Genomic DNA, 21,950 nt, shown 5'->3' on the forward strand with positions numbered 1-21,950 from the left:
GCCTACCAGTCGTTCGCGAAGGCGGGCACCGAGCTCCGGTCGACGAGGCCGATCGCTTTCGGTCGGCACGTGCCAGCGCACAGCCCACACCCGTAGCAGCGCGCCGCGTCGAGCACCGCGACGCGGCGCGCGCGGTCGAGCGAGAGGGCCACGAAGGGGCAGCGCTGGGCGCATGCTCCGCAGCCCGTGCACGCGTCGGCGTCCAGGCGGGCGATGCGCTCGCCTTTCCACATCACCTTCACGCCGAGCTCGAGCGTGCTGCGCATCGCCATGCATCCGGCTTGAAGCGAGCAGTTGCAGATGCCTGCGATGAACGGCGTCTTGAACGTCCACACGGAGTGCATGAGCCCCTGCTCTTCGCAGCGGGACAAGAGCGCGAGCGCCTCGGCTCGTGACAGGCGTTGGAGCCCGGGCGTGTCCGGTTCCGACAGGTGGCCCGCGAACGCCTCTTCGATGACGTCGTCCGTCGGCCGGGTGGTGATCGCCAGGCACACGCCGTCGTCGGGCGTTCGAGCGAAGTGCCGGCACACGCACGGGACACGGACGACGCTCGTGGCGATGTCGAGGATCGCGGCGCAGTCCTCAAGCGTCACAGGCTGCCCGAAGTGGTCGCGCTGCATGCGTCGGCTCGACGCCGTCCGGACCGCGTCGCCGAGCGGCTTCGGCAGGACGCGGAGACGTTCGAGGAGCGGCACGGTCCGGCGCATGCGCTCGTCGAAGCCGCTCACGAACTCGACGAGGTAGCCGCGTCGTTCCAGGTCGCTTTGCAAGTCAGCGGCGTACGAGGCCGCTGCCAAGTACCACTTTTGGCCGTCGCCGTGCTTGTGGCAGAACTCGCACATCGCGTCTCCAAAGCCGTGTGCTGCTACAGTACCAAGACGCAGGCGCGCGCGGCGCGTGTTCGCGCAACGAGCAGGAGGCGGCATGGACGAGGGCGCTCCAGGGAGAGCAAGCGACGGGTCGGCGAGGTCTGAACGGCGCAGAGAGTACTCGGTGGGCGAGGAGATCGCCAACGCTGTGACGCACGGCGTCGGCGTTGCGCTCAGCCTGGCGGCGCTCGTGGCCCTCGCGGTCCTGAGCGCGTTCAGCAAGGATCCGTGGCGGATTGCGGGCGCCGTGACGTTCGGCGTGACGCTGGTTCTGCTGTACGCGGCCTCGACGCTGTACCACAGCATCCCGAACGAGCGGGCCCGGCACGTGCTGAAGGTGCTCGACCACGCCAGCATCTACCTCTTGATCGCTGGCACCTACACGCCGTTCACGCTCGTCACCCTGCGAGACGAAGGCGGGCTTGTCCTCTTCGGCGTGATCTGGGGCCTCGCGCTTTTCGGCGTCGCGCTGGAGTCGTTCTGGGTCTACCGGCCGAAGTGGGTCTCGACGGTCGTCTACCTCGCGATGGGCTGGCTCGTCGTCGTGGTCATCCGCCCGCTGTCAGCGGCGCTCCACCCGGGAGGCGTCGCGCTTCTGGCTGCCGGTGGCGCCGCATACACGCTCGGCACCATCTTCTACCTGGCGAAGCGCGTCCGGTACATGCACATGGTGTGGCACCTGTTCGTGCTTGCAGGAAGCGCCTGCCACGTTCTCGCGGTGGTGCTGCACGTGCTGCCCACGCCTTAGAGGCGCGGCTCGCGCAGGCAGTTCGGCGGAATCGCGAGCACAGGCGCTGCAGTGTTGCGGATGACGGCATTCGTTACGCTATCGAGCATAGAAGAACCGGGCGGGGGCTCGTGAGGCGCTACCACGACGAGCGTGTGCTCGTCCGTGCGGACCCGTTCGGCAACCACGGTGGCGACGCTGCCGAAAGCGATGCGGGGCTCGGCCGATACTCCCATCTCAGACAAGCGGACGGCCAACGGCTCGAGCCGTTCTCCGGCAGACCGGGCACGGAGCTGCGGGTGCTGCTCGCCGAGCGGCACGACGTGCAGGAGCTCTGCACGCTGAAGCCCCTTGCGAGCGAGGGCGATAAGGTAGCGCGCTGCGAGCTCGGACTGCTCTGAGAAGTCCGTCAAGAAGAGCGCCGAAGCGAGGAGCCGGGAGCATGCTTGCCGGCTTCGGTCAGGGCCCCCGAGCGCTTCCAACGCGACGAGCAGCACGGGGCGCGACGCGATCCGCAGAACGTCAGAGGATGTGCTGCCCGAGAACGTGGCCGGGTAGAGGCCCTTGCGGTGCGATCCGACGACGATGAGTTCGGCTCGGTGGGCGTCCGCCACCGCTTCGATCTCGAACGCCGGGTACCCGAGCGCGGCGTCCACGCTCACGTGCAAACCGGCCTGCTCGAGGATTTCGGCTTGACGCTCGAACACGCCGCTCCCAGGAAGGCTCCCTGCGTTCGTCGCGGCAACGTCGATCACGTGCACCAGGACGACTTCTTGGATGCCGAGGGCGCCGAGCGCGCCGGCGCACGCAACGACGCTTGCGGAGGACTGCGTGAGGTCGGTGCATATCACCGCACGCTCGAACACAGCGTCCTCCCTGACAACATCTGGCCGGTGACCCGGGTCACGGACAAGCGCTCTCTCTTTCGCCTAGTATTCCCGCGCGGCGCGGTTGCTCCGCCTGGCCGGAAGGGAATACAGGGCTCGATGGGCGCAGACATCGACACGACAGTATTCGACGCCGCCCCCTGCGGTCTCCTGGCGGTCGATCGCGCGACTGGTGCGATCGTCCGGGCCAACCGCCGAGCGGCGTCGCTCTTGGGCGTGGACGAGGACGCGCTGAGCGCAGCGAACCTCCATGAGCTGTTCGCCGAGCGGGATCGTGACGCGGCCGAGGCGTTCTTGCGCGCAGACAACGGGCCATCGGCCCCCGTCGTCGTGAGGTCGGCGAGCGGCGCCGCGGCCGAGATCGTCGTGAGCGCCTCGCACGCCGTGCACGCAGGGCGCTCTGTCGTCGTGCTTGCGCTCCTTCCGGTGGCCGACGCGGCGGGAGGCGCTCCTCTGTCGCTGCACGAAAGCAGGCGCAGCGCCCTTTCTGCCCTCGAAGCCGCATCGAGGGTCCTTGAACGGCCCTGGCTGATGTTCGTGGACGTCGACCGCTTCCGCTCCGTGGTCGCGCAGGTAGGGCACGTGGAGGCCGAGGCCGTCCTCGACGCGACAAGCGCCCGCTTGCGAGAGGCGCTCTCGCCCCGCGACGCGCTCGTGCGTTTCGGGGCGGACGAGTTCGTCGCGCTTCTCGACGCGCCCGGCGGCGCGCGTGAGGCAGAAGAGACGGCCGAGCGCGTGCTGCGCGTGACGAGCGAGCCCTGCACGATCGGCCAGCATCGCGTGCGGGCGACGGTGAGCATCGGTCTAGCGGCTCTCGAAGGGGCGCCGGAGCACATCGAGATCGCCCTCGCGCGCGCAGAGGCGGCGGCTCAGGCCGCGAAGGCGGCCGGCCGCGCGCGCTACCGGGTATTCGACCCGATGCTCGCAGAACAAGCAGAGCAGGCGGCCGACATCTCTGAAGGACTCCGGCAGGCGCTCGAGCGCGGCGAGCTCGTGGTGCACTATCAGCCGGTGATCGACGTGCATCGCCGCACGGTCGCGGGGGCAGAAGCGCTGCTGCGCTGGGAGCGCCCCGGTCACGGCCTCGTGATGCCGACCACGTTCATACCGGTCGCGGAGCGGACAGGGCTGATCTCCGACGTCGGCGCCTGGGTTATCCACGAGGCGTGCAGGCAAATGCGCCAGTGGGCCCACGAGGGCCTCGACGACGTGTGGGTCTCGGTGAACGTGAGTGCGCGGCAGCTGCGCTCGGGCGAGGTCGTCGAACACGTGAGAGACGCGATCGCCGACACGGGAGTCCGTCCCGACAGGTGCGTGCTCGAGGTGACGGAGACCGCGATCGTGGAAGACCCAGACACTGCGGCCGAGGTGTTGCGTATCCTGCGGGGGATGGGCGCTCGAGTCGCGCTCGATGACTTCGGCACCGGGTACTCGTCGCTCAGCAGGATGCGCGACATGCCGTTCAGCGAGCTCAAGATAGACCGGTCGTTCTTGAAGCAGATCGACACGCACGCACAGGACGCTGCGCTCGTGGCGGCGATGGTGGCGCTCGCGCACAGCTTCGATTCGCTCGCTATCGCTGAAGGCGTGGAGACTGCCGAGCAGCTCGGCTACCTCAAGGCCCTGAAGTGCGACATGGCGCAAGGCTTCGTCTTCTCCCGGGCCGTTCCCCCCAACGCGTTCAAGGAGTTCGCCGCTGCGGACCCATCGTGGCTTTCCCTGTGAGACCCGAGACCTCACCGGGGACGCTGTCCGAGTAGCTCGCCGCTCGTCGTGCCGTTCGGTACCGCACCTGACCGCATACACCACGAGAGATGCCGCTCGTACCGGACCATTTGATTCATGGTGCCGTTCGGATACACTCTATGTCGACGCAGCGAGGGAGACAGCGCATCGGCGCAGGCTGCAGCAGGCGAGGGGCGGGTGCGTCACCGCACCCAGCACTGGAAGGGTCGCGGGTGTACGATCTCGAAGGAGTCCTGGGTCCGAAGGTCACCGAATTCGTGGAGCGACACGTGAGGTCGCTTCTGACTTGGGACATCCTTGTTTTCTTCTACCGCAACCCGGACGCGGTTCTCGACCTGAACGGCCTTGCTTCGCGGCTCGGCCGGAAAGCAGACGAGATCGAGCCGGAGGTCGCCGCTCTGCAAGATGCGAGGATCCTCTCGGTCGCAGGCGGCCTCATCCGGTACAAGCCCACGCCGGAGATGCGGGAGACGGTCGCGGAATTCGTTCGCGCGTGCCAGGACCGGAACCGGCGGCTCGCGCTCATCGCGCTGGTCTTGTACCGGATCGCTCCGCACTCCGAGATGTAGCGCGAGCAGCAGCGACCTCACAGGCGCTCAAAGACATCGAGCGCCAGGCTCCTGGGGTCGAGCACCTCGACGATATCCAGCCCTGAGCCTGCGAGTTCGAGAGTGCGCCCACGCTCGGTCTCTGTCCCGTCCGGCTCGAAGAGGAGCTGGATGCGGGGCGTGAGCGGCGACGGTCCTGGCGCGATCACGACACCGACCGATTGATCGGACAGGCGGACGACGCACCCGACAGGGAAGACCCCGAACGCCTTTGCGAGCAGCCGCGTGAACATAGGGTCGAGCGACGCCCCGCCTTCGCGGAGCACCTGGATCACCGCGCGGTCCCGGGAAAGGCCAAGTCCGTGCGGCTTCGGGGTGACGAGATGGTCGTAGCGGTTCGCGATGGCCACGAGCCGGCTGTACGGGTGGGTGACGTAGCCTGCCTCGCGGTCGGGGTGGCCTGAGCCGTCGACCCCCATGTGGTGTTCGTACGCGACCAGCATCGGGGTCCGGTCTGCGTCTGGCAGGCGGCTCAAGATCTCAGCGCCGAGCGAGGGGTGCAGGACCTCCGCACGCTGCGCTTGTTCAGGGTCGGTGAGGTCGAACGGCACCTTGCCGATGTCGTGCAAGAGCGCGGCGATACCCAAGGAGGCAAGCCCCTCTTCCGGAATCCCGAGCTCGGCCCCCATGACGAGCGCGTACGCCATCGTGTTGATGGCGTGGAAGAGCGACGGCTCGCTCGCCGAGGCGATGGTGGTAAGCCCGAGGACGGCGGCGGAGTCTTCCATCAGACGTGCGAGCACGCCTTCCACCAAGATGCCCGCCTGTTCGAGGTCGGGCTCGCCGCGCCGCGCGACCTGCTCGCTCAATCTCTGCATCAGCGCGAGAAGGCGGTGGTAGAGCGCGCGGTCCTGTTCCTTCTTCCGGTTCCGCTCCTCGGCCTTCTGGGCGTCTTCATCCGCGATGACGCCGATGGTCACGCCCACGACGCCAGCCCGCTCCAGCTCGGCGGCCAGGTCGTAGCCGGCTTCGGGCTTGGCGCTGAGGGCCTCGAGCAGTGCGACGAGCTCGTGCTGTGCGACGTCCGGGTGGAATGTGACGCTCTCGACGTTGTGCGACTCGAACGTCTCGGCAAGCGATCGGACGGCAGGTACGTCTAAGGGAAGCGGCGCGTTCTCGTGGTACAGGCGGCCAGCGTACACAGCGAGCGTGCACGGACGAGCGGCCACGCAGGCGGACACCGCATTGGTGAAGCTCGCGATCGCTTCCACGTACGAGGGGTGCGTCTGCGGGTACAGGTGCGCCGCCCTGCGCGCCGTCGAGAGCGCCGCGACGAGATCCACGGCTTCACGGGTCACGGCGACACACCTCCTCGCGCTCTGGCCGCAAGGGCCTGGCGCGCGCAGTCGACGACCTCTGAGAAGTGCCCGCGCTTGATGAGCGCCTTGCGGTTCGCGATGCGTTGCAGCACGGCCTCGCTCTCGTCATCGGGGCAACGCGAGAGCGCCTGGATGATCTCCCGGCACGCGGAGAAGTCCTTCCCGTCGCAGTCGAGCTCGTCGAAGAGCTGCGCGAGGGCCGATGCTGCGCCCGGAGCGGGGCTCCTGCCGAGCGCGCGGACGGCGGCCGCCCTCACCTCGGGAGCGGGGTCCTTCGCGAGCGCTTGCAGCAGCCGGACGGCGTGCGGAGCACTCGCTGCTCCGAGCCCACGCGCCACCTCCTGGCGCGTCTGAGCATCAGGCCGCGACGCAAGCGCCTCGATCGCGGCGCGCGCACGCGGCTCGTCGCCCGCCTCCATGAGCAAGCGAACGAGCTGCCCGGCCTCGAACCACCGCGCCGACGGTGCGAGCGCGGCGGCCACGTCGAGGATGCGGCGACCCAACACGAGCTGCGCTGCTCCAAGCGCTTCCGGGTCGCGCGACGCCAGGGCGGCGCGCACGAACTCCGCAGCGGAGTCCGGCGTAGCGAGCGAGAGCAGCGACTTCGCGTCCGGAGCGAGCCGCTGGTCGTCCGCCACCGCGTGCAGGAGCTCTTCCATCGCGTGCGTGTCCGTCGCGCGGGCGATCGCGCCGGTGATGCGGTTCGACAGCTCCGGCCACGGGAGGTCTGTGCGCTGTTCCCGCGCCGAGAGCTGCTGGAGGACGGACCGCGCGAGGCCGAGCTGCCGCGTCGCGATGAGCACGGGGACCGTGGAGGCGAGGCCGTCGAGGATCTTGCAGTACATCTCGAAGTCGGTCTGCCGGTCGAGCATATCGAGCATCAGGCGGACCGAGCGCTCAGGGAGGGCCTCTGCGGCATGGGCCACGTCGCGGCGCATGGTCTCGATCGCAGCCGAAGCCTCCTCGGCGCGCAGGGCAGCGTCGCGGTGGCCGGCCTCGAGGTCGATGAGCGGTACCTCGGGCTCGGCGCGTGAGCGCACCTCGAGCATGTGCTCCATGAAGCCGATCTCGGTCCCGCTTCTCCCAAGCGCTTCGAGCGTGGGCTTCAGGTCCGCGAGCACGCTTCCCAGTCGTTCGCCGAGCGGAAGCTTGGCCAGCGCATTGGAAAGCGAGAGCATGTTCGCGCCCGCCGCACCGGCGGCGAGCGCCTGGGCTATCTTCGCGGAGTCGATACGACTGAGTGCGGGGCCGACGACCGCCGCCGCGGTCTCTTCCCGCACGGCCGCGGCGAACAGCGCGTCCTTCGCGTCCTGCGACAGACCGTCGAAGGCGTGCGCGAGCGTGTCGGCGACCGTCGTCGAGCCATTCGGGCCTGCGGCCTGCGCGAGAGCGGCAAGCCCCTCCGCGAGCGCTGCGGGGTCCTTGCCGCTCATCGACGCAAGCCACGAGGAGATCGCGGAGACGTCGCCGGCCATGGACGCCAAGAAGTCGTCGAAGTCAGGCGTCTGCTCGCCTGCGCGCTGGTCGACGACGGTGATGGCCACCTCTGAGACGCGGATGCCCTCGACGCCGGCGGCCTCGAGCGCTGCGGCAAGCCCGCCTTGCCGCAGGACCTCTTCGGGGTCGCGCAACGCGGTCACGAGGAAGGCGGTGACGTCCCCATCGGATAGTTCGGGCGTGAAGACGATCTCGGCGATGCCGTGGGACGCGAGGAGCTCGGCCACGTCGGGAGCGCCAAGCGCTGAGTCCGAGCCCGCGAGCGCAAGCCCGTCGCGGGCGAGCGTGAACGGAAGCGCGGGAAGCCCGCTGTCGTGAAGCGCAGCCAGAAGCGCGTCGGACGCCGAGCGCGCTGACTGCTGCGGGATGGGCGAGGCCGGAGGATACAAGCGCGCGGTCTTCAGTGCGGTGGACAGCGCGCGCACCGCATGTTCGAGCGCTTGTGGACGTTCGGGTCCCGCCATGTCCTACGCTCCGCGTCGTGTCAGACGCTTCCATTGTGTCCGAACGGCGTCGTGCCGTACAGACCGATGCCGCCGGTTATGCTCGCGGGACGTTACGGTACTCTTATCGGCATGGACGCATACATCGCTCAAGCACTGATCGTGCTTCTCCTCATAGCGGCGAACGGCGTGTTCGCTGCTGCGGAGATCGCGCTCGTGAGCGCCCGCCGCTCAGCGCTGAAGGCCGAGGCGGAACAGGGATCGAAGCGGGCCGCCGCGGTGCTGAGGGTAGCCGAAGACCCATCGCGCTTCCTCGCAGCGATCCAGGCGGGCATCACGCTCATCGGCTTCGGCGCGTCGGCCGTTGCCACCGCATCGCTCGCCATGCCGCTCGCGCGCTGGCTCAAGGCGGCGGGTCCTGCGTGGGTGGCGCGGATATCCGGCGGGCTCGCCGTCATGCTCGTGACGCTTGCGGTCTCGTACCTCACGCTCGTGTTCGGCGAGCTTGCGCCCAAGCGTGTCGGTCTCCACCGTGCGGAGGCGGTGGCCAAGACGGTCGCTGGTCCTATCGCCGTGCTGCAGGCCGTGATGGCGCCGCTCGTGTGGCTGCTCGCGCGGAGCACCGACCTCGTCGCCGCCGCGCTCGGCGTCCCACGCGGCGCCGTGCGGCCGGGCGTGACCGAGGAGGAGATCAAGCTCCTCGTGACCGAGCAAGGGACGCTGCTTGATGAAGAGAAGCGCATGATCCACGGGATCCTTGCACTCGGCGACACGGTCGCGCGCGAGGTCATGGTGCCGAGGGTGGACGTGGCGATGCTCCCGGAAGACGTGACGGTTGTGGAAGCCGTCGGCTTGTTCCAGCGCACCGGCTTCTCACGGATGCCTGTCCACCGGGGCGATCCCGACTCGATCGTGGGCGTGCTGCTGCTCAAGGACCTGATCTCTGAGATGACCCGCGGAGAGCGGCTCCGGCGCGTGGGGGAGATCGTGAGGCCGGCCATGTTCGTCCCGGAAACGAAGCCCATCTTGGCGTTGCTCTCCGACATGCGGTCGGCGCACACGCACCTGGCGATCGTGGTCGATGAGTACGGCGGCACGTCAGGCATCATCACGATCGAGGACATCGTCGAGGAGATCGTCGGCGAGATCGCAGACGAGTTCGATCGGGACCGGCGCTACGTGGTGCCCGTGCGCGACGGGGAGTGGCTCGTCGATGCGCAGCTGCCGGTGTCGGACGCGCGGGAGATGCTCGGCGTGGACTTGCCTGAGTCGGACGAGTATGACACCGTGGCGGGGTGGGTCCTCGCGGAGCTCGGGCGCATCCCTGCTCCTGGCGAGACCATCGAAGGACCGGGATTCACCGCGCGGGTGGAGGCGATGCGTCGCCGCAGGATCTCCCGGCTGCGGATCTCCGTGCGGCGAGGCGACGCTGCCGACGTGAGCGCCAGCGAGCAGAAGGAAGGGGGATCCGATGGCAGAGAGGCTGTACCGTAGCCGCTCGGACCGGATGATCGCTGGTGTGTGCGGAGGACTGGCCGAGCACTTCGGGTGGGACCCCGTGCTGGTTCGTCTGGCGGCACTGGCGCTGCTGTTCGTCACGAGCGGCGGCATGGCGCTTGCGTATCTGGTGATGGCGGCGGTCGTCCCGGAGGCCCCGGACGACGCATCGTCCGGCGAGCCGCAGCAGCCGAGCGCACCACCTGCCAACGCCGAAGACCGCGCCGCGGCGCCAGCCTCCGCACCGCCTGCGACAGCGCCGGCCGTGCCGTCTGAGCGCTCGTACCGTCGCGGCACGACCTGGGCGGGCGTCGTGCTGGTCGCACTAGGCGTCGCGCTGCTTGTCGCCCGGTTCGTCGACGTCGAGCTCTGGCGCTTCTGGCCGGTGCTTCTCATCCTCGTCGGCCTGAGGATGGTCGTGAGGGGGGTGCGGTCATGATGCGTGCGAAGCGGGTCGTCGAAGGGCTCACGGTCGTCGCGCTCGGGAGCGTCTTGCTCGCCAACACGCTGGGCGCGCTGTCGTGGTCGGTCTGGGCGGACGTCTTCTCGCTCTGGCCGCTACTGATCATCGCAGCCGGTCTGGACATCCTCGGCAAAGGGCTCGGGCGCGAGTGGGTCCGCGTTGCGGCGAGCCTCGTCGTGCTCGCGGGCCTGTTGTATGCGGTGTTCGCGTCAGCGAGCGGTATCGGGGTGGCGCCAGCGCAGCGGACCGCTTCGGGAGCCACAGAGGACTTCTCCTTCGTGGAGCCCGCATCTGCATCGGTGATGCGAGGGGTCGCCGTCGTTCGTGGGGGCGCAGGCCGCGTGTCCGTCGAGGCGGGCGAAGCGCTTGCAGCGGCCTCGGGCCGCTCGCCGTTCGTCCCGACCTTCGATGTCAGCCGCCAGGACGGCACCGCGCGCGTCGAGACCTCGCTCGGCTCCCACCCGTGGCTGTGGACAGGCAGGGCCCCTTCGGCCGAGCTCGACGTGGCGCTCAGCCGCGACCTGCCCTGGGACCTGACGATCGAGGCCGGCGCAGGCCAGCTCGAGGCCGACCTCACCGAGCTGCGCCTGACCAGAGCGCGGATCGACGCGGGCGTCTCGGAATCGACGCTGACGTTCGGTGAGGCAGACGGCGTGGTTCCCGTCGAGATCCACACGGGCGTGTCGTCGGTGACGCTCAGGTTCCCGCGCGACGCTGCGTTCCGGGTGATGGTCCGAGGAGGGCTGGTGTCGTTCGAGTCCGACGAGGCGGGCGGGGTCGAGCGGACGAGCGACGCGAGCGGTGTGCGCACGTACGAGCACGGGCCAGAGCAGGCGGCGGACCGTTTCGACGTGGAGATCCAGGCGGGTTTGAGCAGCGTCGCGATCGAACTCTACTGAGCGAGGTGTGAAGATGGCTGAGAACGGCAGACCCCGGCAAGAAGCGCTGGTCATCGTCGGCGCGATCGTCATCGCGGCGGGCGTGTGGGCCTTCGCCGAGAAAGCCGGCCTCGTCCCGAGCGCCGTGTGGGTGTGGTGGCAGACGATGTGGGCCGCGCGGAGCGCGATCGCACTCGTCGTCATCGGCGCGCTCCTCATCGTGGCGGCCTCTCGTGACGCCGGGCCGCACGTGCCCTCAGCAGGGACGCGGCTCTACCGCTCACGCCACGACAGGTGGGTCTCGGGCGTGCTCGGGGGCCTTGCGCAGTACTTCTCGGTCGATCCCACGCTGGTGCGCCTCGCGTTCCTCGCTTTCGCGGTGTTCGTGAACGGTGGTGGGGCAGTGATCGCCTACCTCGTGATGGCCCTCGTCGTCCCGGAAGAGCCTGAGCAGGGGGCCGGGCAGCTGGCGTGATCGCGGGAGCGTCGATGGCCGGCCGCAGCACCGTTCCGGGGGACGTCGTCGACGCCCACGTCCACCTGTTCGCGCGCGGACTCTTCCTCGAGCAAGTGGAGCGAGGGCGAGCGCTTCCCGAGCCGCTCGCGCGTGCGCTCGAGACGAGGCGCCTGGGCCGCAGAGGCGAGCCGCTGCCCGACCTCGCGCCCGAGGAGATGGCCGCGTGGTACGCGCATCGCCTCGACGAAGCGGGGATCGCGAAAGCCGTCGTGATGTCGGTCTTCGAGGACTCGGAGTACATGCGCCGGTTCGTCCGCGCGGCAGCGGGGCGCATCTTCGCGCTCACCACGCTCGACCCGACGGCTTCCGGAGCGGCTGTCCTTCTCGAACGCGAGATGGCCGCGGGCTTCCGCGGCGTCAAGCTGCTCCCGGTGAACCGACACTTCTACCTCTCGGACCCAGCGTGCCGGCCGTTCTTCGAGAAGGCTGCGGAGCTTGCGTGCCCCATCACGGTCCACTACGGCGTCACGATCGGGCCGACAGGCGACTTGCGATACGCGGACCCGACAGACCTGTCGCCGGTGGCGCGCGACTTCCCCGAGATCACGTTCGTGATTGCGCACTTCGGCGCGGGGTACTTCTCGGAAACGCTGCGTCTGGCATACCAGTGCGACAACGTGTGCGTGGACTCCTCCGGGACGAACAACTGGATGGACTACGATCCGCACGGCTTCACCCTCGCGCAGGTCTTCGAGCGCGCGCTGCTCGCGCTCGGTCCGGAGCGGATCCTGTTCGGCACCGACTCCGGCACCACGGCGCCGTACCGCTCCTGGATCGCGTACCAGCAGCGGCGGACGCTCGAGGAGATCGGGCTTGGCGAGCGGGAGCGCGACACCATCCTGCGCAGGAATGCAGTGCGCATCTTCTCGCTCGATGAGGAGGAGCTGCGATGAACGGACGTGCCGGCGACTACGACGTGCTCGTCGACTGGGAGCGGCGGCTCCAGCGCGAAGGCCCGTTCTTCCGCACGCTCTTCGAGCGCTACAGGGTGCGCTCGGTCGCGGACGTGGGAGCCGGAAGCGGACGGCACGCTGCGCTCTTCGCGTCGTGGGGCCTTGAGGTCTGGGCGATCGACCCTTCGGAGGAGATGCTCGAGCGCGCTCGCGAGCACGCGTCGAGAGTCGGTGTGGGGGTGCGCGTCGTGCGCGGCGCATTCGGCGACGTCTGCCGGCTCCTCGGCGCTCCGGTCGACGCCATCACCTGCACCGGCAACGCGCTTCCGCACGTCGACGGCGTCGAGGGGCTACGGCGCGCCGTCGAGGACTTCCGCGGCGCTCTGCGGCCAGGCGGCCTGCTCGTCTTGCACCTGCTGAACCACCACAGGATCGTTGCGAACGGCGTGCGCACCGTGCCGCCGGTCTTCCGCGAAACGGACGACGGCGACGCGTTCTTCTTGCGGGTGATGGACGCCGACGCGAGCGCAGGGCGGCTCTACTTCGACTTCGTCACGCTCGTGCGCGACCCGAAGGTCCGCGACGCGCTTTCGCCTGAGGCGTGGAGCCGGTCGCTCGAGGCCGACGCGTCCGGCGGTTGGCGTCTTTCCTGCCGAAGGTCGGTGCACGCGCTTCTTCCGCACGAGCTGCTCGTCGCGGAGCTTCAGGCGGCCGGGTTCCGCGACGTCGAGCTCTACGGCGCCCACGACTTCAGCGCGTTTTGCCCCGAGGAGGACGAGAGCGTCATCGTGGTCGCGCTCAGGGAATGAGGCCGCAGAGCCTCGGCCCCAGGCGACAGGTCCTGGCCAGCGCGGCGTCGCACCGGACGACCGGCGGCGTGATGCCGACGAGGTCGCCGAACGCGCCGGTGGCGAGCTCCGCGTACAGGTGGCACAGCGGGAGGCCCGCGACGTTCTGGAAACACTCGTCCTCTGTCACGCGCGCGAGGTGATGCTCTATGTTGTAGGCGCCCGCACAACCCAGATGTTCGCCACGGGCGATCCACCGTTCGATCTCGTCATCCCCGAGGGCATGCATCTCCACGTCGGTCGTCACGGCGAACGAGCGCGCCAGGCGGCCGCCGATCACGATCGCCACGCCCGTCACGACCTCGTGGTGGCGGCCGGAAAGCGCGTGAAGCATCTGCCGCGCCTCGCTATCGAAGCCCGGCTTGCCGAGGATCCGCTCGTCCAGCACCACGATCGTGTCGAAGCCCAAGACGAGGTCGTGAGGGCCTGCGCTCCACGCTCCGGCGAGCGCTTTCGATGCGGCGAGGTGCTCCGCGAGCTCCTCCGGGGGAAGCGACAGGTCGAGCGGCTCGTCGATGCCGAGCGAGCGCATCTCGACCGGCAGGCCGAGCCACTCGATGAGGCGCCGTCTGCGGGGAGACGCAGACGCAAGCACGATGCGAGGGCGAGCGTCGGTGGTGGCCATGCGGCGCATGATAGCACCCGGCGGGAAGACAGGGCATAATCAGAGCGGCGCACACGGCAGAGCGAGGGGACGAGAGGCAGGGCTGTGGCGGACAGCAAGGCACCGAAGCGCGCACCGGGCGACATCGAAGCGTTCGTCAAGCAGCTGCTTGTCACCTACAAGGCGGTGCGGCTGTATCCGCCTTCGAGCAGCATTCCCCAGCAGAACGCCCGCCTCGTCGTCGAGAAGCTCCGCCCGCTGCAGCGCAAGAACCCTACCGTCAGGATGGTCGTGAGCAGAGACGGGCTGTTCTTCGAGGGGCTGCAAGCGCTTCCAGGCCAGCAAGCGTTCGTGAACTTCGCGCGCGAGTCCTTCCGGCATGGCATCGGCGACGTGCGGTTCCACACAGGTGTCACGCCCGAGGAGATCGCTGCGTTCCTGCAGGGAGTGACACTCGAGCCCGGCGACATCCAGAAGCAAGGCGGCTTCTCCTCGTGGCTGTGGGACCACGGTGTGCACCAGATCACCGTGGGCGAGATGGAGACGAAGGTCGTCGACGCGGGCGAAGCGGAACAGGCGGAGCTCACGGACAGGGTCTCAGAGCCCGAGGAGGCATGGCCTCCCGGGCCGGAGGCCATCGACAGGTTGCTCGGTTCGGTCCGGGACCTGCACCATCGCGACCAGCGCGTCTTGGTGCGTTTCCTGCTCGAACCGAAGCTGGTCGGCGCCTACCTTGAGCACGTTGCGGCGCAGGCCGCAGCGGACCCTGTCTCGCGGCTCGCAGACCGCATCTTCGCCATGACGCGCGCGATCTCCGGCGACATCGACGAGGAGCAGGGTCAGCTCGATCGGTCGGCAGCAGAGGCGGTGATGGCGCTCGATCAGGACACACGAGCACGGCTCATCGCGGACCACCTGCTGCCCCGGGCGCGCGTCGACGAGAACGTTGCAGCGCTGCTCTCGCAGATAGCCCTCGACGACCTGTGCGCCGCACTCGTGGCAGGCGCCGGTGGCGATGCGGCGTCGAAAGAAGGGCTGTCGCGCGCGCTTCTGAACCTCGCGCTGATCGGCATCCACTCGCGGCAGGAGGTCGCCGAAGCAGCGGTGCGCGCCTTGGTGGAGGCCGGGATACCCGAACCGACCGCGCGAGGGTTCGCCGCGCGGGCGCTGCCGGAGAGGATCGAGACGCCGAAAGGGCGGGGCACGACTGCCCCGAAGGACATCGAGGAGGCGGTGCGTCTCGTCGACTTGGGCGTGACCAAGTCGGTGGCGGACGCCGACCCGGAGCTGGCGCGCCTGCGGCAGGAGGTCTCCGCTGGCCTGTCGGACGCGGACGTGTTCAAGACGCTCGTGAGACTGCTTTCGCTGGAGCGTCGTCCCGAGACCTTCGCGTCGCTCTTGGCGCTCGTCGAGGACGGGCTTCCCGTGCTGCTCGATCGCGACGAGTTCGAGGCGGTAGCGGTGGCCGTGGCTGCGCTCGCGGCGCTCAGGAGCGACGAGGGAGTGCCCGAGGAGGCGCGAGGCAGAGTGCACGCCGTGCTTTCGAGCATCGCCACGGCAGAACGGCTTTCCCACCTCTGCCAAGCGGCCCGGCTCGCCGAACCCGGCACCGATCAGCATGCCGCCTGCGCCCGTCTCGTGCGGATGCTCGGGGACGTCAGCATCGACCCGCTCTTGGAGGTGCTTGCGAGCGAGCAGGACATGGCCGCGCGAAAGGCGCTCGTCGAGATGATATCGGCCATCGCCTCCAGCCATGTCGAGCAGCTCGGGAAGCACGTCGAAGACGGCCGGTGGTACTTCGTCCGCAACGTCGTGGCGATCCTCGGTTCGACGCGCGATCCTGCGGTGTTGCCGTACCTTGCGCGGACGCTCCGGCACGCCGACGCACGCGTGCGGCGCGAGACCGTCCGGGCGCTGGCGTCTGTCCGTGACCGCTACGCAGAAGAGCTCCTGGTTGCGGCGCTTCAGGACGACGACGCCCAGAACGTGGCTCTCGTCGCGCGCTACCTCGGCACGCTCGGTGTGCGAGGCGCCGCGCACGCGCTGGCAGATGTCGCGCGAGGGGCAGGCGCAGGGAACAGGGACGTGGCGCCCCGTGTCGAGGCGATCGAAGCGCTGGTCCGTCTTGGCGCCCGAGAAGCGGTCCCTGTGCTGGAGCAGCTGGCGAGCAGGCGAGGAGGGCTGCTCAGGGCCCAGAGAGATAGAGCGGTGGCGGCCGCGGCCGAGCAGGCAGTACGAGCGCTGAGCGAGACGTCGTCGGACGGTGAGCGATGAGCGATGAGAACGGGCGGATGCCCGAGGAGAAGACCGGTTTCGCCGAGGAAGAGGCCGCACGGATCGACGAGCGCGGTCCCGAACAGGGCGCTGTACGCGAAGCCATGGGCGCCCGCCCTGCCGACGATGAGCCGGCCGCGCCGGTTGCGGAAGGCCGCCAAGGCGTCCCTGTGTTCTCCGCCAAGCAGCTCTCACGCGCGCGCGACGTCCTTGCGCGCCTGCACGCGCTCAGGCGAGCCCGCCAGCTGTACCCGATCGGCCATCCCTCGGTTGCACAAGCGGCGAGCGATCTGCTCGCGGTCGCGAGCCGCTACCATGAGGAAGGCGTCGACGTCCCGCTCGTCTTCTACGACGACCAGGTGCTTCTCGGCGAGCAGATGCTGCTCGAGGAAAGCATGCTGTTCGACCAGCTCACCCGCGACCTCACCGCGATCGGTGCCGGGAGCATCGTCATCAAGCGCGGGGCGACGCTCGAAGACGTGCTCAAGCTCGCAGACGTGATCGCGCAAGACCCTGCCCGCATCATCGCTGAAGGCGGCGCAGCGGAACTGGCGCGGCGAAGCGGCGTCGAGGGCATCGAGATTCGTGCCGTCGCGGTACAGCGCGGTTCGACAGTCGCTGGAGGGCCGAGCAGCGCCCGGGCCGTCTACACCGACGCGCTCGACCTCATCCGTGAGATCGACCGCATCCTGCGGAGCAACCAGGTCATCGACGCGGGGCACGTGCGCAGCGTCGTCCGGAGCCTGGTCTCCTCTGTGCTGGAGAACCGGTTCGCGATGCTGGAGCTCGCGAGCCTCAAGCGGTTCGACGAGTACACCTTCTACCACTCGGTGAACGTCGCCATCCTGTCCATCGCGCTCGGCTCAAGCATCACGAACGACGTGCGGTTCCTCTCGACGCTCGGCACAGGGGCGCTGCTGCACGACATCGGGAAGATGATGGTCCCGCTCGAGGTGCTGAACAAGACCGACCCGCTGACCACCGAGGAGTGGGCCCTCATCCGGCATCACCCGATCTACGGAGCCGAGAACATCATGCTGACGCCGGGGTTGGACAAAGCGGCGGCGATCATGGTGCTCGAGCACCATGCGCGTTATGACCTCACCGGCTACCCGACGCTCCACGCGACCGCTCAACACGTCTCGAGCCGCATCGTGGCCGTGGCAGACGCATACGACGCAATGACCTCGCGGCGTTCGTACAGCGCAGCGAGGCGGCGGGACGAGGCCATCGGCATCCTCGTGCGCAACGCGGGCTCCGCTCTCGACCCGGGCCTCGTGCGCCTGTTCATCAGGATGATGGGTGTCTATCCTCCTGGGTGCGTCGTGCGGCTGAGCACGGGCGAGCTCGCGGCCGTCGTGGCGCCGTCTGTCGGCGACGCGCGGTCGCCGCGCGTGCGCATCGTGGCGGACGAGGCGGGCGTGCTCGTCGACGGTCCCGAGATCGATTTGAGCGACCCGAGCGAGGCGGGCGGCCGCGAAGTCGTGCACTGCGTCGACCTCGACGACGCGGGCGTCGTCGCCCGCCGCCTGCTTCAGGAAGGGTGATTCCTGTGGAGCGCAGCACCAGCAGCGCGACCGCGAAGCGGGCCGCCTGGCTCTTCGCGGTCCTCCTGCTCGTCTTCGGCTTCAGTGGAGCCGTGGCGCGGTTCTACACGGACGTGCTGTGGTTCCACGAGCTCGGACACGAGGCCGTGTTCTGGACACGTCTCGTTTCGAAGTGGGCCGTCTTTGGCGTCGCGCTCGTCGTCGCATTCGTCACCACGTACCTCAACGTCCGTATCGCCTGGAAGCTTCGGCCCCGAGCAGTGCTGCGGGCCACCGACGAGGCGTCGTACCGTCTCGAGATGGCGCTCGAGGACTTCAAGCGTCGCGTCGAGCGGTTCGCTGGAGCGGCAGCGCTTGCTGCGTGCGCGGTCGTCGCGCTGATGCTTGCCGACGGCGCCTCACGGCAGTGGGCGACCGTGCGGCTCGCGCTGTCGGCGGTGCCGTTCGGGAAGGTCGACCCGCAGTTCGGGCGCGACCTCTCGTTCTTCTTCTTCACCGCCCCTGCTCTGCGGGCCGTCGCGGACTGGGTGATGGGCGTCCTGTTCGTGACGCTCCTGTTGACGGCCGCAGCGCACCTGTTCTCCGGAGCCTTGCGGCCCTGGGCGCGCCTGAAGGGTTTCGACCCGCACGTGAAGGCGCACCTGTCGGTGCTCGGTGGCCTCATGATCGTCGTGCAGGCGTTCAAGTACTGGCTCGACATCTTCGAACTCGACTTCTCGCCGCGAGGCCAGGTCATCGGCGCCTCGTACACCGACGTCCACGCGCAGATCCCGGCGTACCAGATCCTCATCGTGGTCGCCATCGCGTGCGGCCTCGCCCTCATCGTCAACATCCGCTTCCGAGGATGGCGCCTGCCGGCCATGGCGCTGGGCGTGTGGGTTGCCGCGTCCGTGCTCGTCGGCGGCGTCTACCCCTCGCTCGTCCAGCAGTTCCGCGTCGCGCCGAACGAGATCGCGGCCGAGGAGCCGTTCATCAAACGGAACATCGCGATGACGCGCACGGCGTTCGGGCTCGACGCGGTGCATGTGCGCGCGTTCCCGGCCGAGGAGAGCCTGACGGCCACCGACATCGCAGCGAGCGCGGAGACGATCAGCAACGTCCGGCTGTGGGACCCGGGCATCGCGCGAGAGTCGTACCAGCAGCTGCAGGGCATCCGCCCGTACTACGACTTCGCAGACGTGGACGTCGACCGGTACGTCATCGACGGCACGCTCCGCCAGGTGCTCGTCGCCGCACGCGAGCTCGACACGAGCCGTCTCGCGGAGCAGGCGAAGACGTGGGTGAACGAGCACCTCGTGTACACGCACGGATACGGCGTCGTGGTGAGCCCCGTGAACGAGGTGAGCGGCCAGGGCCTCCCGCAGTTCATCGTCAGAGACATCCCGCCCGCCACCAAGACCGACCTCAAGGTCATGCAGCCCGCGGTGTACTTCGGCGAGCTCACCGACGCGTACGCGGTCGTCGACACCGACATCGAAGAGTTCGACTACCCCGTGGGCGATCAGAACGCCGGGACGCGGTACGCAGGCTCTGGCGGCGTCGAGGTGGGTGGCCCGCTGCGACGTCTCGCGTTCGCGCTACGGTTCTCCTCGCCGCAGTTCCTGCTGTCCGACTACATCCGGTCCGACAGCAAGGTGCTTTTCAGACGATCGCTGAAGGAGCGTGTGCGCGAGCTGGCGCCGTGGCTCGCCGTGGATGACGACCCGTACCCGGCCGTCATCGATGGCCGCATCGTGTGGATCCTGGACGGCTACACGGTGTCTGACCGCTATCCCTACTCTGAGCGCATCAGCGGGGTGAACTACATCCGCAACTCCGTGAAGATCACGATCGATGCGTACGACGGCACGACGACCTTCTACGCGATTGACGAAGCCGACCCGCTCCTGGCGACGTGGCGGAGGATTTTCCCGGGCCTCGTGAAAGACGCGAGCGACATGCCCCAGGGCGTTCGCGCGCACCTCAGGTACCCTGAGGGGCTCTTCCGCATTCAGGCAGAGGCGTACAAGACCTACCACATGCAAGACCCGCGCGTCTTTTACAACAAGGAGGACCAGTGGGCGCTGCCCGGCGAGAACGGCGGCACGGCGATGGAGCCGTTCTACGTGCTCATGCGCTTGCCGCAGGAGCCCAAGACCGACTTCATGATGATGCTGCCGTTCACCCCGCGGAACAAGGACAACATGATCGGGTGGATGGCGGCGTCGTCTGATGCCGATTCCTACGGGCGGCGGATCGTCTATACGTTCCCGAAGCAGAAGCTGGTGCTCGGCCCGAACCAGGTGAGCGCACGCATCAACCAAGACCCCACCATCTCGCAGCAGCTGACGCTGTGGAGCCAGCGCGGAAGCAACGTGCTGTTCGGGAACATGCTGGTCATCCCGATCAAGGACTCGATCGTCTACATCCAGCCTCTCTACCTCCAGGCCGAGCAGACCGCGATGCCCCAGCTCACGCGCGTCATCGTCGCGTACGGCGACAAGGTTGCCATGCAACCGGACCTTCCTGCGGCGCTCGCGGGGGTGTTCGGGGCGTCCGCGCCCAGCGAAGGCGGGGGCGAGACGCCGAGCGCGACCATCGCCCGTGCGGCGGAGCTGTACCAAGCCGCGATGGAGGCCCAGCGAGCAGGCGATTGGGCGGCCTACGGGAAACACATCGGAGAGCTCGGGAGGGTGCTCGAATCGCTGTCCGGCGCATCGGGAGGGGCGACTCAGACCCCCTGAGGGCGCCAGCCGCACGATCTCTCAAGCACGGCCAGATTGGACAGGACGCCGCTTTCCAGGTAGAATGCGCCCCTGTTGCTAGGCAAGGACGCGCCTGGCGTGGGAACGGCCTCCGGCCGGACCCGCGGACCAGCGCCAGGCCGTCGAGACGCGAAATCGGGCACGATGCTGCGCATCGCACTGAGGTGCAGCGGTGCCCAGCGGATCAGGTCCACACCGAACAGCATAGCTGATGCTTGTGTGGCCAAGGCGGCGAGCGCGCCGATCCAGCGGCCGGGTACGAGGCAGCTATTCCCCCTTCTTCCCCTCGTCTTCCACCTCCGTGGAACATCCATGCCCGGTGAGCCGCCTGTCCTGTAGCCGGACCGGGAGGTTCTGCGTGAAGGTACGAAGTATGTCTGTCCCTGTGACGGGCGGCGTCGGAGCGGTCGCTCTGGCTGTCGCGCTCGTCATCGGCAGCGGCCTTGCGCCGGCTGCCGGCCTGTCCGCCATCGAGGAACGCCCGACGCTCTCGCAAGCGCCGGCCACTGCCGCCACGGTCCTCGAGGCGAAGTCCGATTCCGTCGAGGCGGCAGGCGCCCCCACCACACCCGCTCTTGCCGCCGTGGCGCTCAAGACGGCGACCCCCATCGCGAAGCCGAAGGCCAAGCCTGCAGTGAAGCGCCGTCCAGCGCAGCGAAAGCAAGCGTCAGAGCCGAGCGGCTGGCGCACCGCCCGCGCGTCGTGGTACGGTCCCGGATTCTACGGCCACACCATGGCCGGCGGCGGCACGCTCACCCCCACGAGCATGGTGGTTGCGCACCGGACGCTCCCATTCGGGACGAAGGTCGAGATCGAGTACAAGGGACGCCGTGTGATCGCCGTGGTGAAAGACCGTGGGCCGTACGTCCGTGGGCGCACGTTCGACCTTGGCCCCGGAACGGCCAAGGCCCTCGGCTTCTCCGGCGTCGGGACTATCCGCTGGAGGATCGTGCGCTGATCCGTGCGAATGCGCGCCTCCGTTCGGGTATGTACCTAGCGGTTCCCGAACGGAGGCGCGCATGTCCGACACTGCACGAGACGACACCCCGGCCGAACCTCGCGCCGGCGAGGAGGCGCACGCGTCGATCATCGACGCCGTCGCCGACCTGTTGCAAGTCGTCGTCGACTGGCTCCGCCAGGAGGCGGAGGCGACAGTGCGCGAGAAGGTCGTGGTGCCGCTGCAGCGTCTCGGCCTGACTCTGGCGTCTGCGCTCGCCGCTGCGCTGCTGGCGGCCTTCGGCCTGATCCTCCTCGGAATCGCCGCGTTCATCGCGCTCGGCGAACGCATCACCTACCCTGGCGCGCTCGCGCTTGTGGGCGGCGTCTATCTTCTGGGTGCGAGCGCATTCCTTGTCGTGAAAGCGAGGACGATGCAGCGATGAGCGAGGTCGAGCGTACGATCACCGTTGAGGACCTGCGCAAGAAGGCGCGAAGGATCGAGGATATGGCGAAGGCCGAAGCGCGAAGGATCGCCGCACAGGAGACGACGCGAATCGCGGTGGGGGCGCTCGTGGTCGTCGTCGTCGCACTGGGCGCGGCGTACTACCTGGGAACACGGCGCCGTTGCGCGTGAGCGGGTCTTGAAGGGG

General features: G+C 68.7%; 20 protein-coding genes. 15 read left to right on the plus strand and 5 right to left on the minus strand.

Going from position 1 to position 21,950, the window contains the following annotated elements; genetic code table 11:
- Nucleotides 1-2 precede the first annotated feature (2 nt).
- Nucleotides 3-842 carry a 4Fe-4S dicluster domain-containing protein gene (locus MX659_RS01115; RefSeq protein WP_267191648.1) on the minus strand — a complete coding sequence of 280 codons (840 nt, stop codon included), beginning with the start codon at nt 840-842 and terminating at the stop codon, nt 3-5.
- A gap of 82 nt (nt 843-924) precedes the next feature.
- Between MX659_RS01115 and trhA the strand changes: the two genes are divergently transcribed.
- On the plus strand, nt 925-1,617 hold the full coding sequence (gene trhA, locus MX659_RS01120; RefSeq protein WP_267191649.1) for a PAQR family membrane homeostasis protein TrhA: 693 nt from the start codon (nt 925-927) through the stop codon (nt 1,615-1,617).
- On the opposite strand, the gene MX659_RS01125 is transcribed toward trhA, so the two are convergent.
- Nucleotides 1,614-2,462, minus strand: a complete 849-nt coding sequence (locus MX659_RS01125) for a universal stress protein (RefSeq protein ID WP_267191650.1) — start codon at nt 2,460-2,462, stop codon at nt 1,614-1,616. The genes trhA and MX659_RS01125 overlap by 4 nt on opposite strands.
- A gap of 120 nt (nt 2,463-2,582) precedes the next feature.
- Here MX659_RS01125 and MX659_RS01130 point away from each other — a divergent pair, with 120 nt between their 5' ends.
- Together MX659_RS01130 and MX659_RS01135 are read left to right on the plus strand one after the other, a co-directional pair.
- On the plus strand, nt 2,583-4,208 hold the full coding sequence (locus MX659_RS01130) for a sensor domain-containing protein (RefSeq protein WP_267191651.1): 1,626 nt from the start codon (nt 2,583-2,585) through the stop codon (nt 4,206-4,208).
- A 233-nt stretch (nt 4,209-4,441) separates the two neighbouring features.
- Nucleotides 4,442-4,798, plus strand: a complete 357-nt coding sequence (locus MX659_RS01135) for a hypothetical protein (RefSeq protein WP_267191652.1) — start codon at nt 4,442-4,444, stop codon at nt 4,796-4,798.
- A 17-nt stretch (nt 4,799-4,815) separates the two neighbouring features.
- On the opposite strand, the gene MX659_RS01140 is transcribed toward MX659_RS01135, so the two are convergent.
- Nucleotides 4,816-6,135 carry an HD-GYP domain-containing protein gene (locus tag MX659_RS01140; protein WP_267191653.1) on the minus strand — a complete coding sequence of 440 codons (1,320 nt, stop codon included), beginning with the start codon at nt 6,133-6,135 and terminating at the stop codon, nt 4,816-4,818.
- Nucleotides 6,132-8,117: a HEAT repeat domain-containing protein gene (locus tag MX659_RS01145; RefSeq protein WP_267191654.1), complete on the minus strand. Its 1,986-nt coding sequence runs from the start codon at nt 8,115-8,117 to the stop codon at nt 6,132-6,134. Before MX659_RS01145 ends, MX659_RS01140 begins: the two co-directional genes overlap by 4 nt.
- Nucleotides 8,118-8,258: 141 nt before the next feature.
- Here MX659_RS01145 and MX659_RS01150 point away from each other — a divergent pair, with 141 nt between their 5' ends.
- From MX659_RS01150 to MX659_RS01175, 6 genes are read left to right on the plus strand one after another with little or no spacing between them, the layout of a single operon-like run.
- Nucleotides 8,259-9,590: a hemolysin family protein gene (locus tag MX659_RS01150; protein ID WP_267191655.1), complete on the plus strand. Its 1,332-nt coding sequence runs from the start codon at nt 8,259-8,261 to the stop codon at nt 9,588-9,590.
- The gene (locus tag MX659_RS01155) at nt 9,568-10,032 is read left to right on the plus strand and encodes a PspC domain-containing protein (protein WP_267191656.1); all 465 of its coding nucleotides are present in this window, start codon (nt 9,568-9,570) and stop codon (nt 10,030-10,032) included. The genes MX659_RS01150 and MX659_RS01155 overlap by 23 nt, the downstream gene beginning before the upstream one ends.
- Nucleotides 10,029-10,955: a LiaI-LiaF-like domain-containing protein gene (locus MX659_RS01160; RefSeq protein ID WP_267191657.1), complete on the plus strand. Its 927-nt coding sequence runs from the start codon at nt 10,029-10,031 to the stop codon at nt 10,953-10,955. Before MX659_RS01155 ends, MX659_RS01160 begins: the two co-directional genes overlap by 4 nt.
- 13 nt (nt 10,956-10,968) lie before the next feature.
- Complete coding sequence (locus tag MX659_RS01165; protein ID WP_267191658.1) at nt 10,969-11,409, plus strand: PspC domain-containing protein; 441 nt, start codon at nt 10,969-10,971, stop codon at nt 11,407-11,409.
- A 14-nt stretch (nt 11,410-11,423) separates the two neighbouring features.
- Nucleotides 11,424-12,344, plus strand: coding sequence for an amidohydrolase family protein (locus MX659_RS01170; protein WP_267191659.1), 921 nt, complete (start codon nt 11,424-11,426; stop codon nt 12,342-12,344).
- Nucleotides 12,341-13,153 (plus strand): class I SAM-dependent methyltransferase, encoded by an 813-nt coding sequence (locus tag MX659_RS01175; protein ID WP_267191660.1) that lies wholly within the window; start codon nt 12,341-12,343, stop codon nt 13,151-13,153. Before MX659_RS01170 ends, MX659_RS01175 begins: the two co-directional genes overlap by 4 nt.
- On the opposite strand, the gene MX659_RS01180 is transcribed toward MX659_RS01175, so the two are convergent.
- Nucleotides 13,143-13,826, minus strand: a complete 684-nt coding sequence (locus MX659_RS01180; protein ID WP_267191661.1) for a Maf family protein — start codon at nt 13,824-13,826, stop codon at nt 13,143-13,145. The two genes, MX659_RS01175 and MX659_RS01180, sit on opposite strands and share 11 nt — an antisense overlap.
- Nucleotides 13,827-13,901: 75 nt before the next feature.
- Here MX659_RS01180 and MX659_RS01185 point away from each other — a divergent pair, with 75 nt between their 5' ends.
- From MX659_RS01185 to MX659_RS01210, 6 genes are all read left to right on the plus strand, one after another.
- Nucleotides 13,902-16,070, plus strand: coding sequence for a HEAT repeat domain-containing protein (locus MX659_RS01185; protein WP_267191662.1), 2,169 nt, complete (start codon nt 13,902-13,904; stop codon nt 16,068-16,070).
- Nucleotides 16,067-17,617, plus strand: coding sequence for an HD-GYP domain-containing protein (locus MX659_RS01190; protein ID WP_267191663.1), 1,551 nt, complete (start codon nt 16,067-16,069; stop codon nt 17,615-17,617). Before MX659_RS01185 ends, MX659_RS01190 begins: the two co-directional genes overlap by 4 nt.
- A 5-nt stretch (nt 17,618-17,622) precedes the next feature.
- Nucleotides 17,623-20,340 carry a UPF0182 family membrane protein gene (locus MX659_RS01195; protein WP_267191664.1) on the plus strand — a complete coding sequence of 906 codons (2,718 nt, stop codon included), beginning with the start codon at nt 17,623-17,625 and terminating at the stop codon, nt 20,338-20,340.
- Between the two features lie 394 nt (nt 20,341-20,734).
- Complete coding sequence (locus tag MX659_RS01200) at nt 20,735-21,319, plus strand: septal ring lytic transglycosylase RlpA family protein (RefSeq protein ID WP_267191665.1); 585 nt, start codon at nt 20,735-20,737, stop codon at nt 21,317-21,319.
- Nucleotides 21,320-21,380: 61 nt separating this feature from the next.
- A complete protein-coding gene (locus MX659_RS01205) occupies nt 21,381-21,743 on the plus strand; it encodes a hypothetical protein (protein WP_267191666.1) in 363 nt (120 codons plus the stop codon).
- Complete coding sequence (locus MX659_RS01210) at nt 21,740-21,934, plus strand: hypothetical protein (protein WP_267191667.1); 195 nt, start codon at nt 21,740-21,742, stop codon at nt 21,932-21,934. The genes MX659_RS01205 and MX659_RS01210 overlap by 4 nt, the downstream gene beginning before the upstream one ends.
- The last annotated feature ends 16 nt before the right edge of the window (nt 21,935-21,950 follow it).

Source organism: Parvivirga hydrogeniphila, from assembly GCF_023371205.1.
Lineage (GTDB): Bacteria > Actinomycetota > Coriobacteriia > Anaerosomatales > Anaerosomataceae > Parvivirga > Parvivirga hydrogeniphila.

Coding starts and splice junctions, on each gene's coding strand:
- MX659_RS01115 (WP_267191648.1), bottom strand. CDS start 842: ATGTGCGAGTTCTGCCACAAGCACGGCGACGGCCAAAAGTGGTACTTG.
- trhA (WP_267191649.1), top strand. CDS start 925: ATGGACGAGGGCGCTCCAGGGAGAGCAAGCGACGGGTCGGCGAGGTCT.
- MX659_RS01130 (WP_267191651.1), top strand. CDS start 2,583: ATGGGCGCAGACATCGACACGACAGTATTCGACGCCGCCCCCTGCGGT.
- MX659_RS01145 (WP_267191654.1), bottom strand. CDS start 8,117: ATGGCGGGACCCGAACGTCCACAAGCGCTCGAACATGCGGTGCGCGCG.
- MX659_RS01155 (WP_267191656.1), top strand. CDS start 9,568: ATGGCAGAGAGGCTGTACCGTAGCCGCTCGGACCGGATGATCGCTGGT.
- MX659_RS01160 (WP_267191657.1), top strand. CDS start 10,029: ATGATGCGTGCGAAGCGGGTCGTCGAAGGGCTCACGGTCGTCGCGCTC.
- MX659_RS01165 (WP_267191658.1), top strand. CDS start 10,969: ATGGCTGAGAACGGCAGACCCCGGCAAGAAGCGCTGGTCATCGTCGGC.
- MX659_RS01170 (WP_267191659.1), top strand. CDS start 11,424: ATGGCCGGCCGCAGCACCGTTCCGGGGGACGTCGTCGACGCCCACGTC.
- MX659_RS01175 (WP_267191660.1), top strand. CDS start 12,341: ATGAACGGACGTGCCGGCGACTACGACGTGCTCGTCGACTGGGAGCGG.
- MX659_RS01180 (WP_267191661.1), bottom strand. CDS start 13,826: ATGCGCCGCATGGCCACCACCGACGCTCGCCCTCGCATCGTGCTTGCG.
- MX659_RS01190 (WP_267191663.1), top strand. CDS start 16,067: ATGAGCGATGAGAACGGGCGGATGCCCGAGGAGAAGACCGGTTTCGCC.
- MX659_RS01200 (WP_267191665.1), top strand. CDS start 20,735: ATGTCTGTCCCTGTGACGGGCGGCGTCGGAGCGGTCGCTCTGGCTGTC.
- MX659_RS01205 (WP_267191666.1), top strand. CDS start 21,381: ATGTCCGACACTGCACGAGACGACACCCCGGCCGAACCTCGCGCCGGC.
- MX659_RS01210 (WP_267191667.1), top strand. CDS start 21,740: ATGAGCGAGGTCGAGCGTACGATCACCGTTGAGGACCTGCGCAAGAAG.